Below are 18,347 nucleotides of genomic sequence, written 5' to 3'. Positions count from 1 at the left end.
GCTTTTTCAACAGCTTGCCGGGATTGTGCGGGGCGCCTTCCCATGATAAGGGTCGAAGAAATTTTTCGGGATGGAATCATGAACGCGGAAAGCAAAATCGTCCCCGTCCTCCGGGAAGGGATTCACATCGTCAAGATGGTGCTCTACCGGATCCTGAAGGAAGGGCTCGTCGAAGGGGATTGTTCGCTGGACGACGACCAGGCGAGCAAACTGGCCGGCGCCGTCGTCAATGAAATTTTCGGAACACCGAACCGGGAGGAGCCCTTTCTCTCCTTCTCCCGGGACAACCGGTCAAAGATCCGGGCGGAGATGAAACGGCTCGCCGTGGAATATCCGGAAATGAAAATCCCGCTCACGGATGCGCTCAGGATCCAGTTCCTCTGCGACAGCCGGGAAGGATTTGACGACCCGCGGCTCCTCGTGCAGGCAAGGGACCTGGGCATCCTGATGCTCGAGCGTGACCTGCCGCTGCCGGACGCCTTCATGGCCCTGGCCCGCCGCCTCGGCGAGGAACACAACCTGACCCGCCAGGTTCACATCCCGTCCGCCTGAACACGGTTCCGCTTGGCACGCAGGGTCACCAGGGAGGAGAGAAACGCCAGGGCACACACCGCGCCGCCGGCCAGGAATGCGTTCCGGAAGGCGGAAAGGAGCGGGCCGGAGACAAGGCGGGCCTCTTCGGGAGTCAGATGGCGGATGGAGACGCCTTCCGGCAGAGACCCGGAGAAGACTGTCTCGAACAGGCAGATGCCCAGAAGCATGCCCACATTCATGAGGGTGGTGTAGAGACCCGAGGCGACGCCCTGGGAATCCCGCGGGGCGAGGCTCATGACGAGGTGGTTGTTCGAAGCGAAGAAGAGGCCGTAGGACACCGCCAGGAGTACCAGGAAAAGGACCGCCGGCAGCAGCCCGGGACGGGACAGGGTGAAGGCGAACACAAGGCAGGTCGCCAGGCAGAGGAACGTCGCAGCGACACAGATCCGGGCCGGATCGACACGGTCCGAGAGGCGTCCCGAGTAGGGCCCGATGGGCATGTACACAATCGAGTAGATCATGATGACGGCGCCTACCGCCTCCGGGGCCAGCCCCTTCGTCAGCTCCAGGTAGAAGGGCATCAGGAAATTACCCCCGGCCAGGAGCATCATCGCCAGAAAGGTGGTCACCACGGCGAAGCCGAAGTCCCGCCTGGCCAGCAGGCTGAAACGGAGGACCGGATCGGCGGCCCGCTTTTCCCGCACCCAGAAGGCCCCCAGGGACGCGACCGCGACCGCGAAGGAGCCGAGGATGAGGGGCGAGCCCCATCCCTCCTCCTGTCCCATGCTGAATCCATAGACCAGCGTGGTGAAGAAGAGGAAGCTCAGCACCGAACCGGAGACGTCAAACGGGGCCTTCGCCCCGGCATGGCGGTCGGGCTCGATGGCCGGCAGGATTTTCCAGGACAGGAACAGGGCCAGAAGCCCGATTGGAACGTTGATGAGGAAGATCCACTTCCAGGAGAAAAATCCCGTGATGAAGCCCCCCAGCGGGGAACCGGCCATGATACCCAGCGAGTTGGCGATGGAGCACACGCCGAAGGCCCAGCCGGTGAGATGCTCCGGAAGGAGCCTGGAGACGATCGCGAAGGCGCTGACGATCATCATGGCGCCGCCGATCCCCTGGACGGCCCTGGCCAGGTCGAGGGTAAGGATCGTCGGGGCGAGGCCGCAGAAGAACGACGAGACGGAAAAGACGAGGTAGCCCAAGAGAAAGATCCGTTTCAGGCCGAACCGGTCGCCGAGTTTCCCCAGGATCAGCATGCAGCCGGTCATGACCAGGAGGTAGATCAGGACGATCCACGACACCTCTGTGGTGCCCACCTGGAAATACCGGGCGATGGTCGGCAGCGAGATGTTGACGATGTAGCCGTCCAGGCGCACCATGAAAACGGCAAAGGCGATGCAGATAATGACGGGATAGTACTTTCTTCTTTCCGCTTTTTCCGACACGCTGGTTCATCGCTTTCCCCGGCCGGATCCGGCCGGTTCGGCACCCCGGCGGCGCCTGTAATCCCGGAGGTTGTGATGGCATCCATGATCGAGATCATCGGCAGGCGTGTCTCCTGCCGTTCTTACGACGGGCGGCCACTCGATCCGATGGACGCCGATGCGCTCAAACACGTTCTGGCGGAGGTCCCCCGAACGCCTTTCGGAAACCGGGTCCGCTTCGCCCTGCTCGACCTCGACGGCGGGAATCCCGTGGAAATGCGCCGTCTGGGGACCTACGGCGTCGTCCGGGGCGCCCGGACCTTCCTCGCCGGCGCGGTATCGGCCGGGGGGCGCGCCATGGAGGACTTCGGCCACGCCATGGAGACGATGATCCTCCTTGCAACCGGGCGGGGCCTGGGAACCTGCTGGCTCGGGGGCACCTTCAGCCGGAGCGGGTTCGCCTCCGCCATGGCCCTCGCGAAGGGTGAAATCATTCCCGCCGTGACCCCGGTGGGCTATCCGGCGGGAAAACGCACCTTGATGGACCGGATCTTCCGTTACGTCGCCTCGTCGGACAAACGGAAGCCATGGAAGGACCTTTTCTTCCTGGAGTCCTGGGACCGTCCCCTGGAGCGCGAAGAGGCGGGCCCCTGGGCCGAGGCGCTCGAATGCGTCCGGCTCGGTCCGTCGGCGTCGAACAAGCAGCCCTGGCGCATCCTCCGCCGGGAAGCGGATCACCACCTGTTTCTGAAACGGACGCCCCTGTATGGGGATCTCCCCGGCGGCGTCCGCCTCCAGAATGTCGACCTGGGCATCGCCATGTGCCACTTCGAGGCGGCGGCCCGGGAACTCGGCCTGGACGGGGGATGGATCGTCGAGACGTCCCCGCCGGCGGGTCCCGGAACAGAATACATCGCCACCTGGAAATAAGCGGCAAGCTTCTGACGCCCGTCCCATCGGCGGCCCGCGCTCAGGACACGCGGATCGTCAGGAGCAGATCGCCGCGCCCGTCCGTTTCCCCCTGCGCCCCCCTTCCCCGCAGGCGCAGGACCGTCCCGTCCCGGACACCCGGCGGTACCGCCACCCGGATCAGCCGGTCCCGGAGGCCGCTCCGGACCGTCACGACCTTTTTAGCCCCCTCCCGGGCCTCCCGGGGGGTGATCTCCAGGATGCCCAGGAGATTTCCCTCCTCCTCCCCCGCCACGGCAGCGGTTTTCTGAAGGCGCGGGCTGCGCTCCCGGACGGTGGTCTCGCCCAGTTTCCGGGACACCCCCGTCTCGGGGAGCAGGAGCAGCATCTTCAGAAAAACGATGCCCGCGACGAATCCGCCCACATGAGCCCACCACGCCACGCCGGAAACCTGGCCGGCGGTCAGGGTGGCGCTCAGGAACTGGATGAGGATCCAGATCCCCAGGAAGACAAAGGCGGGAATCTCGACGAACCAGGGAAAGATGATGATCGGGATCAGCGTCAGGACCCGTGCCCGGGGATAGAGGACGAGATAGGCCCCCATGACGCCGGCGATGGCCCCGCTGGCGCCCACCGTGGGCATGGGCGATCCCGGTGCCGACAGGAAATGGATCACCCCGGAGGCGACCCCGCACAGAAGGTAAAACAGGAGGTACCGGGGATGGCCCAGCCGGTCTTCCACATTGTCGCCGAAGATGTAAAGAAACCACATGTTGCCCAGCAGGTGCCAGAAGCCGCCGTGGAGAAACATGTAGGTGACGAACGTCAGTGCCTGGTGGACCCCGGTAAAGTAGGCCGCCAGGGACGGATCGGTGAGCCGGGCCGGAATCAGGCTCCAGGTCATCATGAAAGATTCCAGAGCTCCTCCCTGCAGAACCTCCAGCAGGAACACGGCGACGTTGAGAACGATCAGGGCCGTGTTGACGGCCGGGAAGCGACGGGAGCGGACGGAATCGCGGATGGGGATCATGGAATCGGCCTGGTTTCTTCCGGAACGGTCGGACTTCGACGTTTACACCGCAGGCAAAATAGATTAGAGTTCCCTGAATTGCAACGGAAATCGAGACTTCCCCTTGGAACCCCAGGCCCTGAAAGAGATCGTCATCCAATTCTGCCGGGACGTCGGCGTCGACATGGTCGGAATCGCCCCGGCGGAACGCTGGGATGAAGACGGGCGCGTCCCGCCGGACTTCCGCCCGGCCGCCCTCTGGACCCCCGCCCGGAGCGTCATCGTGCTCGGCCTGGGAATGCCTCTACCCATGGTGGAAACGACTCCCTCCATCGTCCACATGGAGCTGTACCGCACGGTCAACCGGAAGCTGGACCTTCTGGCCTACGATCTCACCATGCTCCTGAATCGCCTGGGGGCGGCATCCTTCTTTTTTCCCCGGGACGGCTTCAGCAGCCTGAAGCCTTTCCATGAAAGGCCCGTGGCGGCCTTCAGCCACGTCATGGCGGCTTACTACGCCGGACTGGGAACCGTCGGGGCGAGCCACTGTCTCCTGACCCCGACGTTCGGTCCCCGGGTCCGCTTCGTCTCGATCTTCACGTCGGCCGACCTGCCCGCCGACGCCCCCCTGGAAAAAGACCTCTGCATCCGCTGCGGCGCCTGCGCCGACTGCTGCCCCAAGAAGGCCATCACCCTCCGGAAGGACCGGATCGTCGGCGACTACGACATGCCCGCCTGCCTGGAAATGGCGGAGGAGCTGACCCGCCGCCGCTGTTACCCCTGCGGGATCTGCACGAAGGTTTGCCCCATCGGGGAAGACCGCAAACTCTATCGGGAAAAAGGGATTATGAAAAAGTACCGCCAGGAGGCCGAGGCGCTGGCGGCGGATCCGAACGATCCGCGATACCGCTCCTGGACCCACATCCGGCGGTACGGGACTCCATGAGAAAAAGCCGGATCGGCATGATCCGGACCGCCCCGGTGCGGACCGCCGGGAACAGGAAAACGACGGAGGTTTCGCTGCCCATGAATCTGACCGAGTTCAATTCTCTCTTTCACAGCCTCCTGGAGGCGGAGCAGGACACGGCGACCGTCCTTCGCGAGGGGCGCCTGCTCCTGACGGAGCTCCTGGGCCGCCGCGAATGGTTCGCCGGGTTCATCCACCGGCTCCTGACGGACCGGGCGCTCCTGGCCGAGCAGAAGCCCTCCCTCTGGCCCAACGAGATCACCCTCCACCGCCATCCCGACGGCTCGTTCATGGTCCTGGCGTACATCTGGGAGCCCGGTGCCGTCGATACGATCCACGACCACGGCGCATGGGGAATCATCGGGGCTTACATCAACAAGGTCCGGGAGCGGAAATACCGGCGCCTTGACGACGGGAGCACGGAGGGATACGCGGAGCTGGAGGAATCGGCGGACCGCATCCTGATGCCCCGGGAAATCACCGTGGTGCGCCCCCTGGACGACGGGATTCACCAGATGGAAAACATCACCGACACCGTGGCCGTCACGATCAACGTATACGGGAGGACCGTCCGCAAGGGCTACAGCCAGTACTTCTACCCGGAGAAGAAGGCCGTGCAGCGGGTCTACCCCCCGCGGACCTACAAGGAAGTCCTCCTGCTCCGCTCCCTCGGGACGATCCGGGAGCCCTGGGCGGAGGAGATCCTGACCCATGCATCCCGGAACTCCATGCCGGACCACATCCGCCGGGAATGCGATCTTGCCCTGTCCGCCGTGAACAACGGCCGGGAAACGCCGGTCCGGCAGGAACCGCCCCTCTGACCGTTCGCGGATGAGACGGAAAACGACCTCCCCGCAGCATCGCGTGTTCGGCCTCGGGCAGTGCTCCCTGGATGCCCTGGGAAGGATCGCAGCCTACCCGCCGCCGGATGTGAAATGCGAGTTTTCCGGACTGACCGTCCAGGGGGGCGGACCCGTCGCCACGGCCCTGGCAGCCCTGTCCCGCTGGAGAATCGCCTGCACCTTCGCGGGGGTCGTCGGCGACGATGCAGCCGGCGATGCCATCCGCGCGTCCCTCCGTGCCGAGGGCATCGACACGGCCGGACTCCTCACCCGCCTGGGCGCCCTCTCCCAGCACGCCTTCATCTTCGCCGAACCGGCCCGGGAAGGCCGCCGCACCATCTTCTGGCAGCGTCCCACCGGCAATCCCCTCCTCCCCGACGAGGTGGACATGGAGAAACTCCGGCGGGCCCACGCCTTCCACACCGACGGCCTGTTCATCGAGGCCGCCCTTTTCGCCTCGCACGAGGCCCGGAAGGCGGGAATCCCGGTCGTGGTCGATGCGGGGACCCTCCGGGAGGGAATGCTGGACCTGGCGAGACGGAGCGACTGCTTCATCGCCTCGGAGACCTTCGGCCGCGCCCTGGCAGGGGACGACTTCCCCCGGGAGGCCCTGAAGCAGATGTCGGCCCTGGGGCCGGGTCTCGTCGCCGTCACCCTGGGCGCAGAGGGATATGCCGCCCTTCTCGACGGGCGGATCGTCCGGAAGCCCGCCTGGCCGGCCAGGGCGGTGGACACCACGGGCTGCGGCGACGTCTTCCACGCCGGATTCGTCTACGGCCTCCTGAACGGCTGGGAGCACGCACGCTCCCTCGACTTCGGCGCCTGGGCCGCCGCCCGGGTGAGCCGCCGCCTCGGCGGCCGGGCGGGAATCCCGACGCTCCGCCAGGTCCGGGCGGCGGGATATCGGTGACGTTGCGATCTATAGAACCTGCCCGTGAAGGTCTCCAGAAATCATTGATCCTGAAGTGGCTTCAGCGTCGTCCAAGTCATAAGGGAGATGATTCCTGTGACATCTCTTGGGGGAACGTCCCTAATCTGATTTCACCTATTTATCCACGAAATCGTATCTTCACTCTGGTTGCAGGTTTCTGATTGAAATACTCACTGCAATTTATAGTTTGAACAGTTTCTCATAGGTGTTCACACCCGTCAGATACCCCCCTCGTCATTCCCCGGCAAGCTGAACAATTGCAGAACAGATCCGTTTCACGTTTGGCAGAGCCTGGTCTTCACGTTCGCGGGTATAAGGTATGGTTGTCTGTGTGCACACTCGGGCATACTTGAATGAGATGCCCGCCTCCAGTGCTACTGCTCCCAGTTCGCCCGACAGGCCGAATCCCTCGTAATCTTCATCCACGACCAGGAGACGTCCTGTCTGGGTGACCATTTCACATAAGGTCGTCCTGTCAAGAGGAGAGATCGTTCGCAAGTCCAATACCGCTGCTGATATTCCTTCCCGCTCTGCAGCCTCAGCTGCTTGGAGAGCACGGTGTACACCCACGCCCACGCTCACGATGGTCACATCGTTTCCGGTTCGTCGGACCATGGCTTTGCCAATGGGGAGTGGCTCCCATCTTCTGGGCACGACTCCCTTCGCTCCATTTGCAGGCACATCATACTGTACGGTACGTCGTCCCCCGGAACCCAAAAATTCCAGCCAGGTCTCTGAGAGCAACTTGTGTTCCAGAAAGATGACAGGACCATCAAGCTGTAAAGCGGCCAGCAATAGTCCCCCCGCGTCAGCAGGAGTGGAGGGAACAACTACGGATAACCCCGGGATGTGAGCCAGCCATCCCCATAGAGACTGCTCGTGCTGCCCCCCATCTCCATAGCCGCCGCCACAGGGAGCACGGACCACCACAGGCGCAGTCCATTTTCCGCCTGAAAATGCTTCCACTTTGGCCGCATGGTTGAGCAGGGCATCCATGCATACACCCAGGAAATCCACCATATACATTTCAACGACCGGGCGCAATCCAGCCATCGCGGCGGCTACGCCTGCCCCCAGGAATGCGCTTTCGCTGATAGGAGTCCCTCGCACGCGCCTGGGTCCGAATCGTACAAGGAGGTCACGTCTCAGCAAGGGGATATCCTCACCAAAAAGTATGATGCGCGGGTCATCCGCCATGGCCTGTGCAAGCGCGTCATCTATGGCCTGTGAGAAAAACATTGTTCTCATGACGCCACCTCCACCAACGCAGATGCTGCGATGTCACTCACATCTTTCTCGATTTGGTCTTCCAGTTCCCGCAAACGCTCCGGGTCCGACTGTAAGGAGGCACGGGCACGTGGCACGGGATCATTGGTTGGATCCCGTCGTGGGTCGCGTAGGGTTGAGAGCACGGACGCCATAACGGTTTTCAGCCCTGCCGAGCGTTCACGCATGGTGGCACCCGTCAAACGCAAGAATGATTTTGTCAGCGGTAGGGCAATTTCGGGCATTTCTTTGAGCGGATTGCGTGCGATCCGTATCAGTTGAAAGCCCAAAAAGTGTCCTTCGAAATGCACACAGCGGGCCTTCAAGAACGTTGGTCCCTGACCGGAACGGGCGCGTTCGATGGCGGCATTTGCGGCGGCCCATACCGCAAATACATCGCGACCGTCCACTTCAACAGCCGGAATGCCAAATCCTTGCGCGCGTTCGTTCAAATTACCGCCGGTCATATTGGCAGACTGGGTGGTTATGGCCCAGCCGTCGTCCTTGCAGACAAATAGAACCGGCAAGTTCCACACAGAAGCCAGGTTCATCGATTCCATCAACATGCCCTGGTTCATCGCTCCGTCCCCAAAGAAAGCAACGGCGACCGCACCCGGATTCGAATATTGTGCTGCGATTGCAAACCCGGCTGCGGTGGGTCCTTCTGCACCAACAATCCCTGAAGAAGCAGCCAGATGCTCTTTAGAGAACAGGTGCATATGCCCGCCCATGCCTCCGCACAGCCCGTCCGGACATCCAAGCAGTTCGCGAAGAATCAGGACAGGGTCCACACCGCGAATGAGCAGTGCCGCAGTGCCGCGATGATCCAAGGCCATGGCGTCACCTTCACGCAACTGGGCAACAACACCCGCAATAATCGCTTCTTCACCCGTGCCCAGGTGCATCTCACCCGAGATCAAGCCGTCATGCCAGAGTTTTGCGATAACTTCTTCAAACAAGCGGCTTTTCAACATCAGCGCATAAAGTGACCATAAATCGGGCAGCATCATAATCTCCTGTCTGATCTTAAATAATAAACCCCGCACTCTTACGAGGAACGGGGTTTGCATTTACCATCCCATTTCGCCACCTGGCAGGGTCAGATGGGTCTTAGATCAGTCAACGTTGTTCATGCCAGTTCCCGAGTACCATCATTTGCTTGAGAAAGCTACGATACAAATGAAGTATGGCCAGTCAGCGCTTTCAGGAAGGAGTCTTGACGGTCTGCTAAATGACAAAAAACTACGGCTTCAAGCACCACTCTTAAAAGGGTAGCTCCAATATTCTGAAAGCCGGTCCACCCTGCAGGACGTGTCGCCGGCGTCGACACCCGTCCATTCGGAGATTGCATGGTTTTAGAAAACCGGAGACAATAACGTCATGGCGGCTGGAATTCCCGTTCCGTCCGGCGGATTGACACCGCATGGAATCGACATGTGGGGTTCATGTCCCGAACCGGGATCGTCGTCGCCCCCGTCGTTCCATCGAAACGGAACTCTTCAAAACGGCCATTCTCCAAGTGGATGTGCGCCATGCACTGCCGGAACGGCTTCCGGCAGTGCAAAAAGCGAAAGATTTTTTAACACGGATCATGGAGGGACAGGCGTCTTTTATTGCACGCCCATGAAGGCCTTCGGCAGGACCATGACAAACCAGGGGAAATAGGTGCAGATCAGAAGCACGGCGATGAGAATGATGACCATGGGCCAGATTGCCCTGCTGATCTGCTCCAGAGAGCGGCTGCTGATCGCACTGGCCACGAAAATGTTGATGGCCATGGGTGGGGTCGCCATGCCGATGGCCAGGCCGATCGTCATGATCACGCCGAAATGGATGGCGTCCCCGCCGACGGCGGCAATCAGGGGAAGAAAGATGGGGGTCAAAATGATCAGGGCGGACGCCGTCTCCATGAAAAAACCGGCGATCAGGATAATGACGTTGATCATCAGGTAGATCAGAAGAGAGCTGTTTCCCGCAATGACGACCATGGATCTGGCAACGGCTTCGGGGATTTCATAGAAGGCAAGCCCCCAACCGAAAATTTTCGCGGTGCCGATGATGAACATGATCAGGGCGGACGTGACCCCTGCGCCGACCACCAGTTCATAAAACCGCCGGAAGGTCAGGGTCCTGTAGACGAGCCAGGCGATGAGCAGCGTATAATCAACGGCGATGGCAGCCGCTTCCGAAGGGGTGAAATAGCCCGCAAAAATCCCGCCCAGAATGATCACGGGGGTCACAAGCCCCCAGAGGGAATCGAAAAAACGCCGGACGACCATTCGGGTCGGCAGCTTTTCGCTGGCGGGATAGCCCTGCCTGTTCGAATACCAGACGGCATAGGCGATCAGGCCTGTGCCCATCAGTGTTCCCGGAATAAAGCCTCCCAGGAAGAGCTTGGCTACGGATTCCCCGGCGATGACCGCATAAAGTACCATGGGGACGCTGGGCGGGATGACGACACCAATGGATCCGGAGGAAGCGATGAGGGCTGCGGAAAAATCCGTGTCGTATTTTTTCTTGTTCATCTCCGGCAGGAGCGATGCGCCCACTGCCGCCGTGGTCGCCGCCCCCGAACCGGAAATCGCGGCGATAAACATGGACGCACATGTGGCCACGATTCCGAGGCCCCCCCGGATTCGCCCGATGGTCGCTTCGGCGATGGCCAGAATCCGCTCCGAGATGCCTCCCCGGGCCAGAATGTCTCCGGCAAGGATGAAAAAGGGAACCGCAACCAGGGCATAGGAGCTGCTTCCTTCAAAGAAGGTCTGGGGCACCATCTGCAGGGGAATGCCTGAAACCACAAAGATGATGAGTGCGGAGAGGCCCACCGCCAGTCCGACGGGAACGCCGACGAGCAGGAGGAAGAAAAAGCTTCCGAACAGGATCCAGCCCATGACTCAGGCCTTCCCGATTGTCTGCCGGATCCCGGCCAGAAGGTGGAGGATGATCACCGCACCCATGACGGGAAATGCGATATAGATCCAGAGCATCGGAATTTGCAGGCCTGGAGACAGCTGTTGGGATTCGGTCCCCATGAGCAGGGTTCCGTAAATTGCAATGACAGCGAAGAAAAGGATCCCGAGGAGATGAACCCCAATCGCCAGGGCCTTTTGCCCTGCTCCGGGAAGGCGCTGGACGATGAACGTCACGGCAATGTGGGCGCCTCTCTTGAATGCCACGGAGGTTCCCACCAGGGATGCGAAGAACAGGAGGAAGCAGGTGATCTCTTCGGTCCAGGAAAATGCGGTGAAGAGGACCCGAAAGACGACCTGGATCGTGGTGAAAAAGATCATGGCCAGCATCAGCACAAACAGGAGTTTTTCACTCCAGCCGTTGATCCGGTCGCTCAACTGCAAAAGGCGGGAGGAGGCGGTTGCCGCCCCCTCTCCCCGTTTCCGCTCCGACGCCGTCACGGATTCCATCACTTCGTGTTCTGGATGGACTCGATCAGGCCTTTTCCATATTTGGGCGTGTACTGGTCATAGACCGGCTTGACGGCCTTGCGGAAGAGCTTCAAGTCCGGCGTCGCCACGACCATGCCTTTCGCCTTGAGCTCCTTCAGCCAGCCCGCCTCCATCCGGTTGTCCCAGGCTCGCTCGTACTCGGCCGCTTCCTGAGCGGCTTTCTTGACGATTCCCTGCTGGGCGGGGGTGAGCTTTTTCCAGGTGCTCATGCTCATGATGATGGGGGCGGGAGCATAGGCGTGGCGCGTGATGCTCAAATATTTCTGCGTTTCGTACAGTTTGAAAGCCATGATGACATTGAGGGGGTTCTCCTGCCCGTCCACCGTCCCCTGCTGAAGCGCCGTGAGGACCTCCGTCCAGGCCATCGGCACGGCATTGGCTCCCAGCGCCTTGAAAGAATCAACATAGACCGGATTCTGCATGACCCGGATCTTCAAACCATTGATGTCCTTGGGGGTATTCACGGGGTGCTTGCTGTTCGTCAGGTTGCGGAATCCCCTCTCGCCGAAGGCCAGACCCTTCCAGCCCTGGGATTCCAGATCAGCCATCAGTTTCTGTCCGATGCTTCCGTCCAGGACTTTGTAAGCGTGTTTGGGATCCCGGAAAAGGAAAGGCAGATCGATCACCCCAAAGGAAGGAACGAAATTGATAATCGGACCGCTGGTGATGATTCCCGCATCGACGATGCCCATCTTCATCCGTTCCAGAAGCGTGCGTTCGTCTCCGAGTTTCGCGTTGGGAAAGATGTTGACGGTAAGAGCGCCCTGGGAGCGGCTCTCCACGAGTTCCTTGAACTTCACTGCCGCCACTTGAAAAGCGTCTTTCTCGTTCACCACGTGCGCAAACTTGATTTCCATGGCAAATGCGGATCCGGCCAAGGTGAACACCACTATCATCAAGCATGACAGCAATCTCTTCATCCGTCTTTCCCTCCTTGTAATTAGTTGCCCTCCAAAAAGTATTTTTTGTGGCAGAACCATAAGATACGACAACATTTCGTGTCAACGGAAACCTGGACGGCACATGTTGAATGCCATGATGATGATTGCGGGAAGGGTGTGGAGGTCTTTATCTCGTTGGGATGCCGGAGTGCAAGATGCCGTTGTCGGGATGATGCTCACACACGATTTCCGGGTGAAGTGATGTGCGAGTTGTGGACGGATGAAAAAAATCAACCGTACAGGAAGAAGCATTACTCAGATTTGACGACTACGGATTCAATGGTGGCGATAAGAAAAAAGCCGCTTCCCGAATCCCATGTCGTGTTATGAGAACGATCCCGCGAAATCCCGAAAGTCCCTGTCCGATTATACAGTCTGAAGATGGGAGGGCTTGCTCGGGTCGGGCTGGTCCAGAATGGTCCTGACCTTCGAGGCCAGTTGTTCCAGCATGAAGGGTTTCTGGATAAAGCCGTTGCAGCCCCTTTCAATGATTCCCTGTGCCTGGCCGTCGATGCTGTAACCGCTGGACAGGATGACTTTGACCTGCGGATTGATTTCTCTCAAGCGATCAAAGGTATCTCCGCCCTGCATTCCCGGCATGATCATGTCCAGGATGACCAGGTCGATTTCATCCTTCTTTTCATGATAAACGGCCAAGGCTTCCTGGCCGCTGCCCACACGATGGATCCGGTATCCAAGGTGTTGCAGCATCTCCCCGGCAACGTCCAGAACCATCGCTTCGTCATCCACCAGAAGCACCGTCCCGGTTCCTCTGGGAGCCTCCTTCTCTGATGTGGCCTGCTCCTTGACGACGGCTTTCTCCGTCGCCGGCAGGTAAATATGAAACGTCGTCCCCTGGCCGGGCGTGCTCATGACATCGATAAAACCGCCATGCCCGCAAATGATCCCGTATACCATGGCCAATCCCAGCCCGGTCCCGCGCCCCATTCCCTTTGTCGTAAAAAAGGGCTCAAAGATCCGTTCCCGGGTTTGGGCGTCCATTCCCGTTCCCGTGTCACTGACAGTTATCCTCACATATTTTCCAGGAGGAAGGGCAAGGATTTCGTTCTCCTTCAGGAGTATGTTGTCTGTCTCCAGGAGGATCTCCCCACCTCCCGGCATGGCGTGCCAGGCGTTCACGTAGAGGTTCATGAAAACCTGCTCCAACTGGGACCAGTCCACTTCCACAGTCCAGAGATCTTCCCTGAACTTTTTGTGAATGATGATTTCCTTCCGGGTCCTTCCAAACATGCCCGAGGTCTTCTCAACGATGTCATTCATGACCGTCGGCCTGACCGCATACCTGCCGCCCCGGGAAAAGCCGAGGAGCTGGTTTGTCAGATCCGAGCCGCTCATCACCAGTTCCTCGATGTGCCTGAGGCGTGCATGGTGGCCGCTGGAGGATTCAAGGTCGATTTTCATCAGCGACGCATGTCCCTGTATGCCCATGAGCAGATTGTTGAAGTCGTGGGCAATGCCGCCAGCCAGCGTTCCGATTGCTTCCAGCTTCTGGGCTTTTGCCAGCTGCTGTTCAAGCTTTTGTCGCTCATCCTCCAATCGCAACCGATCCGTCATATCCTGCAGAATGAAGACAAGGCATCGCTCGCCCGATACATTGATGGGGCGGGCGGAATATATGCCGTTCCGCACCAATCCGTCCTTTCGGCGGAAGAGGAATTCCCTGTGCATGATCTCACAGCCCGCCTTCAGTTCTTCCACCATGAAATCTCTTGCCGACTCCTCAACCCAGAACTCGATTTCCAGGGAGGTCTTTCCTACGGCTTCGCTTCGGCCCCATCCCGTAATTTCTTCGAATCCCAAGTTGACTTCCGTGATCAGCCCATCCTCGATCCTCGTAATGGCGATGCAGTCCGGCGCCGTCATGAAGATGGTTGAAAACTTCTCTTCGGACTGGCGCGACATCTCTTCGGCATACCTGCGCTCCGTAAAATCCATTGAATTCATGAGAACAGCGGGCTTTCCATCGAGTTCGATGGGTGTGCACACTTCGAGGATCCACCGGATGTCCCCGTTTTTGGATACAATTCTGAACTCGTAAGGCGCCAATATTTCTCCCTTGATCATTCGGACAGCGTTGCTTCTGGCAATCGCCCTATCGTCCGGATGAACCAGGCATACGGGATCCATGCCCATCAATTCCGATTCTTCGTACCCGGAATAAGCACTCACGTAACGATTGACGAAACGAAAACGCCCTTCCTGGATAATAAATACCGCCGACTGTGCATGCATAGCCAGGGTCCGGTAAAGATACTCAGCCTTGTCCCGATCCGCCTCCGATCGCTTATGATCGGTGATGTCCATCGAATTGCCCAGGATGGCCCTCCTGCCGCCGTACTGAATGGACGTGACCGTCTCCATGACCCAACGGACCTGTCCCTCTTTCGTTACGATCCTGAATTCATACGGAGACAACTCCTCTTCACGGAGCATCTTCTTTACTTTTTCCTTAATCGTTGCCCGATCTTCCGGATGGACCAGACTGTCCGACTTTCTGCCGATCAACTCTTGCGGCATATAGCCGGCAATTGCGGCTGCAGTATCGTTCAGAAACAAGAAGATTCCATCTTGAACGAGGTAGACGCCTGCAAATGATTTTTCGACAAAGTTCTTGTAACGCTCCTCGCTTTCCCGAAGAATCTGTTCCGCCCGCCTGCGTTCGGTTATGTCGCGATCCACGCCGTGCAGGCCGATGGCCACCCCCTTTTCATCCCGCATCGCGCTGACAATGGATTCCACCCAGATCGTCGAGCCGTCTTTTCGGTAATATTCCAATTCGAGGGAGATCGTGCGGTTGGGATCGGCCTGACCCGCCTCTTCACGGGCCAACTCCTGCAACAGCGTTTCAAGGGCTTTTTCCATAGAAGCGGGGGTAAGCATTTCATCAAAACTCTGATTCAGCCTCTCCTCTGCGGTGAAGCCGTAAAGCCTCTCGTCCGACGGGCTTACGTAGGTGAGACGCAGCCCCAGATCGGAAGTCCATATCGCGTCATTCATTTTTTCCGTGATCAGCCGATATTTCGCTTCGCTTTGCCTGAGGATTTCTTCTGTGCGCTTGCGATCCGTAATGTCGCGGCCAACGCCATAGAACCCTGTAACAGCACCTCTCTCGTTACGAATTCCGCTTACCGCCTGCTCAACCCATCGTGTTGTGCCGTTCTTATGGTAGAATTCCAGCTCGAGGGTAACGGTCCTGTCCGGGTCCTCTTTGCCCTCTTTTTCCAAGGCAAGCTCTCTGGCAATGGTACCCTGAATGATGGACATGGACGCCGGGGTTACCTGCTCGTCGATGCTCCTGCCCAGGTGTTCTTCTACGGTAAATCCGAGCATTCCTTCGATGGACGGGCTGACGTAGACAAGACGGAGATTATTATCGACGGTCCAGATGACATCGCTCATTTTTTCGGCAAGAAACCTGAATTTTTCTTCGCTCGCCTTCAACTCATTCTCTACTTTTTTGCGTTCCGTGATATCCCGAGAGAAACCCAACAAGCCGATGGGCGTCCCATCGGCATCCCGAATGCCGGTTATCCTCAGTTCAACCCATATTCTCGAGCCGTCTTTGCGAATCTCTTCAACTTCAATGGTCCGTGCGCGGAACAAATCTTTTTCCGGCAATTTCTCAATTTCCGACTCTTCGGCCAGGATGGTCATGAGCAGGTTGAAATCGGCGGGTGCGATGATCTCCTGATGCGGCTTGGTTAAGTATTCCTCCAGGGGGTACCCCGTCAGTTTTTCGATTGCCGGACTTACATAAGTAAAACGAAGGTCGGTATCCATCATCCAGATGACATCCGCCGAGTTATCCGTCACGATTTTGAAATGCTTTTCGGCTTGCTTCAGTGCCTCTTCAACCCTGATTCGATCATCGATCTCCCACTTCAGGCTTCGATTCACCTCTTCGAGGTTAAAGGAGTGCCGAATCAAGTAAATTGCCACAGGGGCGATCAGTGATGTGACGACGAATGAATCGATGCATCCGATCAGAATAAGATCGAGATCGATGCGTCCCCACCAGACCACACTGTTGATGACATTCATAAGTGCCGTAAATAACTGGGACATCAAGGTAATGATAAAGAACAGATAAAGCGGCCACTTCCGGTGGGAAAACAGTCTGGTGGTCAAATCGTACATGTTCATCTGAAAGTACCTTGAGCTGTATTTACAGGTCAGGAAAAACCTGGACCCATTAAAAGGAGAAGTCTGAGCAGCTTAACAAGGCTTTGCTAGAATCCAACCATTAGCTAGACTAAATAATTAGGTATTTTATTCTTTATATCACGGAGAATTTTCATAGTTCTTCAACTTCGTCAACGGGAATTCAATTATGACATTAATGACATAGATCACAATCGTCCTCGCCTGTCACGTTATCTTAAAATCCCATACAGACATAATAAACGGAAGGCGCGCATGTGTTCGCTCCATCTTCTTTCTGAACAATAACAATTATGAGTAGAAAGATTTATTATCAGTAGATTTTTGGAATGCTCAACTTCTGGAAATCACTTTCTATTGCCGTCTTTATGTAATCTGTCAACGGAACTCCACCGTACAGCACTTTAAAGGATTTGCCCCGCCCGGCGTCCTTCTGAGAATTCTGGACGTTCATTAGCGAAAATTTTCATCAGCAGGCGATTGGCAAAATGGAGGATTACAGAAGAAATGGAATGATCGGGGAAAAAAAAGGCGCAGGGGCGATTGGAACGCAACCCTGCCGAGGCTGAACCTGCTCACATAAGGGTCGATCAGGATTCCCGTTTTCCCGTCGGTCATAAAAACGCCGGCCGTTCCGAGCCAGGTCACGCGTATGCTACCCTGCGGCGCCTCGGTTTCCTTGATCATCAGTCTGTCATACAGAACATGTTTCTTCATGTTGCCGCACAATGCTTTCGGGCAGGAGCCTCTCAATCATTGGATGGCGACTCTCATGCATACCGCTCAGCGACCGGTCATTTGCTCCATTTTTTCCGGGTACCGGGCCCCTTGCACCATGATCTTTGCGGTGGCGCCGTCGATCTCGCAGAGATCGTCGGACGTGAGTTTGACTGCCACAGCCCCGATGTTCTCGTCCAGGCGCTCCAGCTTTGTGGTACCCGGGATTGGAACAATCCACGGCTTCTGGGCGAGCAGCCAGGCGAGCGCTATCTGAGCAGACGTTGCCTTCTTCCGCTCCGCCATGCTGCCGATCACATCGATCAGGGCCTGATTCGCTTTCCGCGCCTCCGGCGTAAATCGAGGGAGCGTGTTGCGGAAGTCGGAACGGTCGAACGTACTGTGTTCGTCGATCTTTCCCGTGAGAAAGCCCCTGCCCAACGGGCTGTAGGGAACGAAACCGATGCCGAGTTCCTCCAGGGCCGGCAGCACCTCCTTCTCAGGGCCTCTCGTCCACAGCGAATATTCGCTCTGGAGGGCGGTCAGCGGCTGAACGGCGTGCGCACGACGGATGGTCTGCACGCCCGCTTCGGACAGGCCGAAGTGCTTGACTTTTCCTTCCTGAATCAGGTCCTTCACCGCCCCCGCCACGTCCTCAATCGGCACGTTCGTATCAACGCGATGCTGATAAAGCAAATCGATCGTCTCGACCTTGAGCCGCCCGAGCGATCCTTCGACGGCCTGCCTGATGTGCTCCGGCCGACTGTTCAGGCCCGGCGAGCCCTTCATCCCCCTGGGATCAAACCCGGGATCCAGGTCGAACCCGAACTTGGTGGCAATGACCACCTGCCCGCGGAATGGAGCGAGGGCTTCGCCTACGAGTTCTTCGTTCGCGAGCGGGCCATAGACTTCCGCCGTATCAAAGAACGTTACGCCGCGCTCCACGGCTGCCTGAAGAAGAGAGATCATCTCCTTCTTATCCTTGGGCGGACCATAGGAAAAACTCATTCCCATACAGCCGAGTCCGACAGCTGATACTTCCAGGCCGCTTTTTCCCAATATGCGCTTTTGCATTTCCTGCCTCCTTTCTTTCTCCGATCATTCTTTTGGATCGGCCCACATCATCTCGAATCCGGAGCGTATCATTTTTCCCGC

Annotated in this window: 14 protein-coding genes; 5 read left to right on the top strand and 9 right to left on the bottom strand. The window is 58.3% G+C overall.

Features of this window, described 5'->3' with window-relative positions; translation table 11 throughout:
* Positions 1-78 precede the first annotated feature (78 nt).
* The gene (locus tag HPY65_06195) at positions 79-552 is read left to right on the top strand and encodes a hypothetical protein (GenBank protein NPU84062.1); all 474 of its coding nucleotides are present in this window, start codon (positions 79-81) and stop codon (positions 550-552) included.
* Here the strand turns inward: HPY65_06195 and HPY65_06190 are convergent.
* Positions 534-1,985 carry an MFS transporter gene (locus HPY65_06190; protein ID NPU84061.1) on the bottom strand — a complete coding sequence of 484 codons (1,452 nt, stop codon included), beginning with the start codon at positions 1,983-1,985 and terminating at the stop codon, positions 534-536. The two genes, HPY65_06195 and HPY65_06190, sit on opposite strands and share 19 nt — an antisense overlap.
* 75 nt (positions 1,986-2,060) lie before the next feature.
* On the opposite strand from HPY65_06190, the gene HPY65_06185 reads away from it, so the two are divergent.
* Positions 2,061-2,894: a nitroreductase gene (locus HPY65_06185; GenBank protein ID NPU84060.1), complete on the top strand. Its 834-nt coding sequence runs from the start codon at positions 2,061-2,063 to the stop codon at positions 2,892-2,894.
* A gap of 40 nt (positions 2,895-2,934) precedes the next feature.
* Here HPY65_06185 and HPY65_06180 read toward each other — a convergent pair whose 3' ends face one another.
* The gene (locus HPY65_06180; protein NPU84059.1) at positions 2,935-3,903 is read right to left on the bottom strand and encodes a rhomboid family intramembrane serine protease; all 969 of its coding nucleotides are present in this window, start codon (positions 3,901-3,903) and stop codon (positions 2,935-2,937) included.
* Positions 3,904-4,066: 163 nt separating this feature from the next.
* Between HPY65_06180 and HPY65_06175 the strand changes: the two genes are divergently transcribed.
* Genes HPY65_06175 through HPY65_06165 form a run of 3 tightly spaced genes read left to right on the top strand, consistent with a single transcriptional unit; the run spans position 4,067 to position 6,601 of the window.
* Positions 4,067-4,828: an epoxyqueuosine reductase gene (locus HPY65_06175; GenBank protein NPU84058.1), complete on the top strand. Its 762-nt coding sequence runs from the start codon at positions 4,067-4,069 to the stop codon at positions 4,826-4,828.
* Positions 4,825-5,670 carry a cysteine dioxygenase family protein gene (locus tag HPY65_06170; protein ID NPU84057.1) on the top strand — a complete coding sequence of 282 codons (846 nt, stop codon included), beginning with the start codon at positions 4,825-4,827 and terminating at the stop codon, positions 5,668-5,670. The genes HPY65_06175 and HPY65_06170 overlap by 4 nt, the downstream gene beginning before the upstream one ends.
* 10 nt (positions 5,671-5,680) lie before the next feature.
* On the top strand, positions 5,681-6,601 hold the full coding sequence (locus HPY65_06165; GenBank protein NPU84056.1) for a sugar kinase: 921 nt from the start codon (positions 5,681-5,683) through the stop codon (positions 6,599-6,601).
* Positions 6,602-6,856: 255 nt separating this feature from the next.
* Here HPY65_06165 and HPY65_06160 read toward each other — a convergent pair whose 3' ends face one another.
* The 7 genes from HPY65_06160 to HPY65_06130 form a co-directional block, all read right to left on the bottom strand.
* Complete coding sequence (locus HPY65_06160; protein NPU84055.1) at positions 6,857-7,870, bottom strand: pyruvate dehydrogenase; 1,014 nt, start codon at positions 7,868-7,870, stop codon at positions 6,857-6,859.
* Positions 7,867-8,898: a thiamine pyrophosphate-dependent dehydrogenase E1 component subunit alpha gene (locus HPY65_06155; protein ID NPU84054.1), complete on the bottom strand. Its 1,032-nt coding sequence runs from the start codon at positions 8,896-8,898 to the stop codon at positions 7,867-7,869. Before HPY65_06155 ends, HPY65_06160 begins: the two co-directional genes overlap by 4 nt.
* A 600-nt stretch (positions 8,899-9,498) precedes the next feature.
* The gene (locus tag HPY65_06150) at positions 9,499-10,782 is read right to left on the bottom strand and encodes a TRAP transporter large permease (protein NPU84053.1); all 1,284 of its coding nucleotides are present in this window, start codon (positions 10,780-10,782) and stop codon (positions 9,499-9,501) included.
* A gap of 3 nt (positions 10,783-10,785) precedes the next feature.
* Complete coding sequence (locus tag HPY65_06145; protein ID NPU84052.1) at positions 10,786-11,310, bottom strand: TRAP transporter small permease; 525 nt, start codon at positions 11,308-11,310, stop codon at positions 10,786-10,788.
* Positions 11,310-12,272: a DctP family TRAP transporter solute-binding subunit gene (locus HPY65_06140; protein ID NPU84051.1), complete on the bottom strand. Its 963-nt coding sequence runs from the start codon at positions 12,270-12,272 to the stop codon at positions 11,310-11,312. The genes HPY65_06145 and HPY65_06140 overlap by 1 nt, the downstream gene beginning before the upstream one ends.
* A 387-nt stretch (positions 12,273-12,659) precedes the next feature.
* Entirely contained in the window at positions 12,660-16,457 is a 3,798-nt protein-coding gene (locus tag HPY65_06135) for a PAS domain S-box protein (protein NPU84050.1), read from the bottom strand.
* 801 nt (positions 16,458-17,258) lie between these two features.
* Positions 17,259-18,266, bottom strand: a complete 1,008-nt coding sequence (locus HPY65_06130; GenBank protein ID NPU84049.1) for an aldo/keto reductase — start codon at positions 18,264-18,266, stop codon at positions 17,259-17,261.
* Positions 18,267-18,347 lie beyond the last annotated feature (81 nt).

The organism is Syntrophaceae bacterium (assembly GCA_013177825.1).
In the GTDB taxonomy this organism is placed as follows: Bacteria; Desulfobacterota; Syntrophia; order Syntrophales; family PHBD01; genus PHBD01.
Note: the sequence above shows the minus strand (reverse complement) of the source record. Positions and strands in the feature narration are given on the sequence as shown.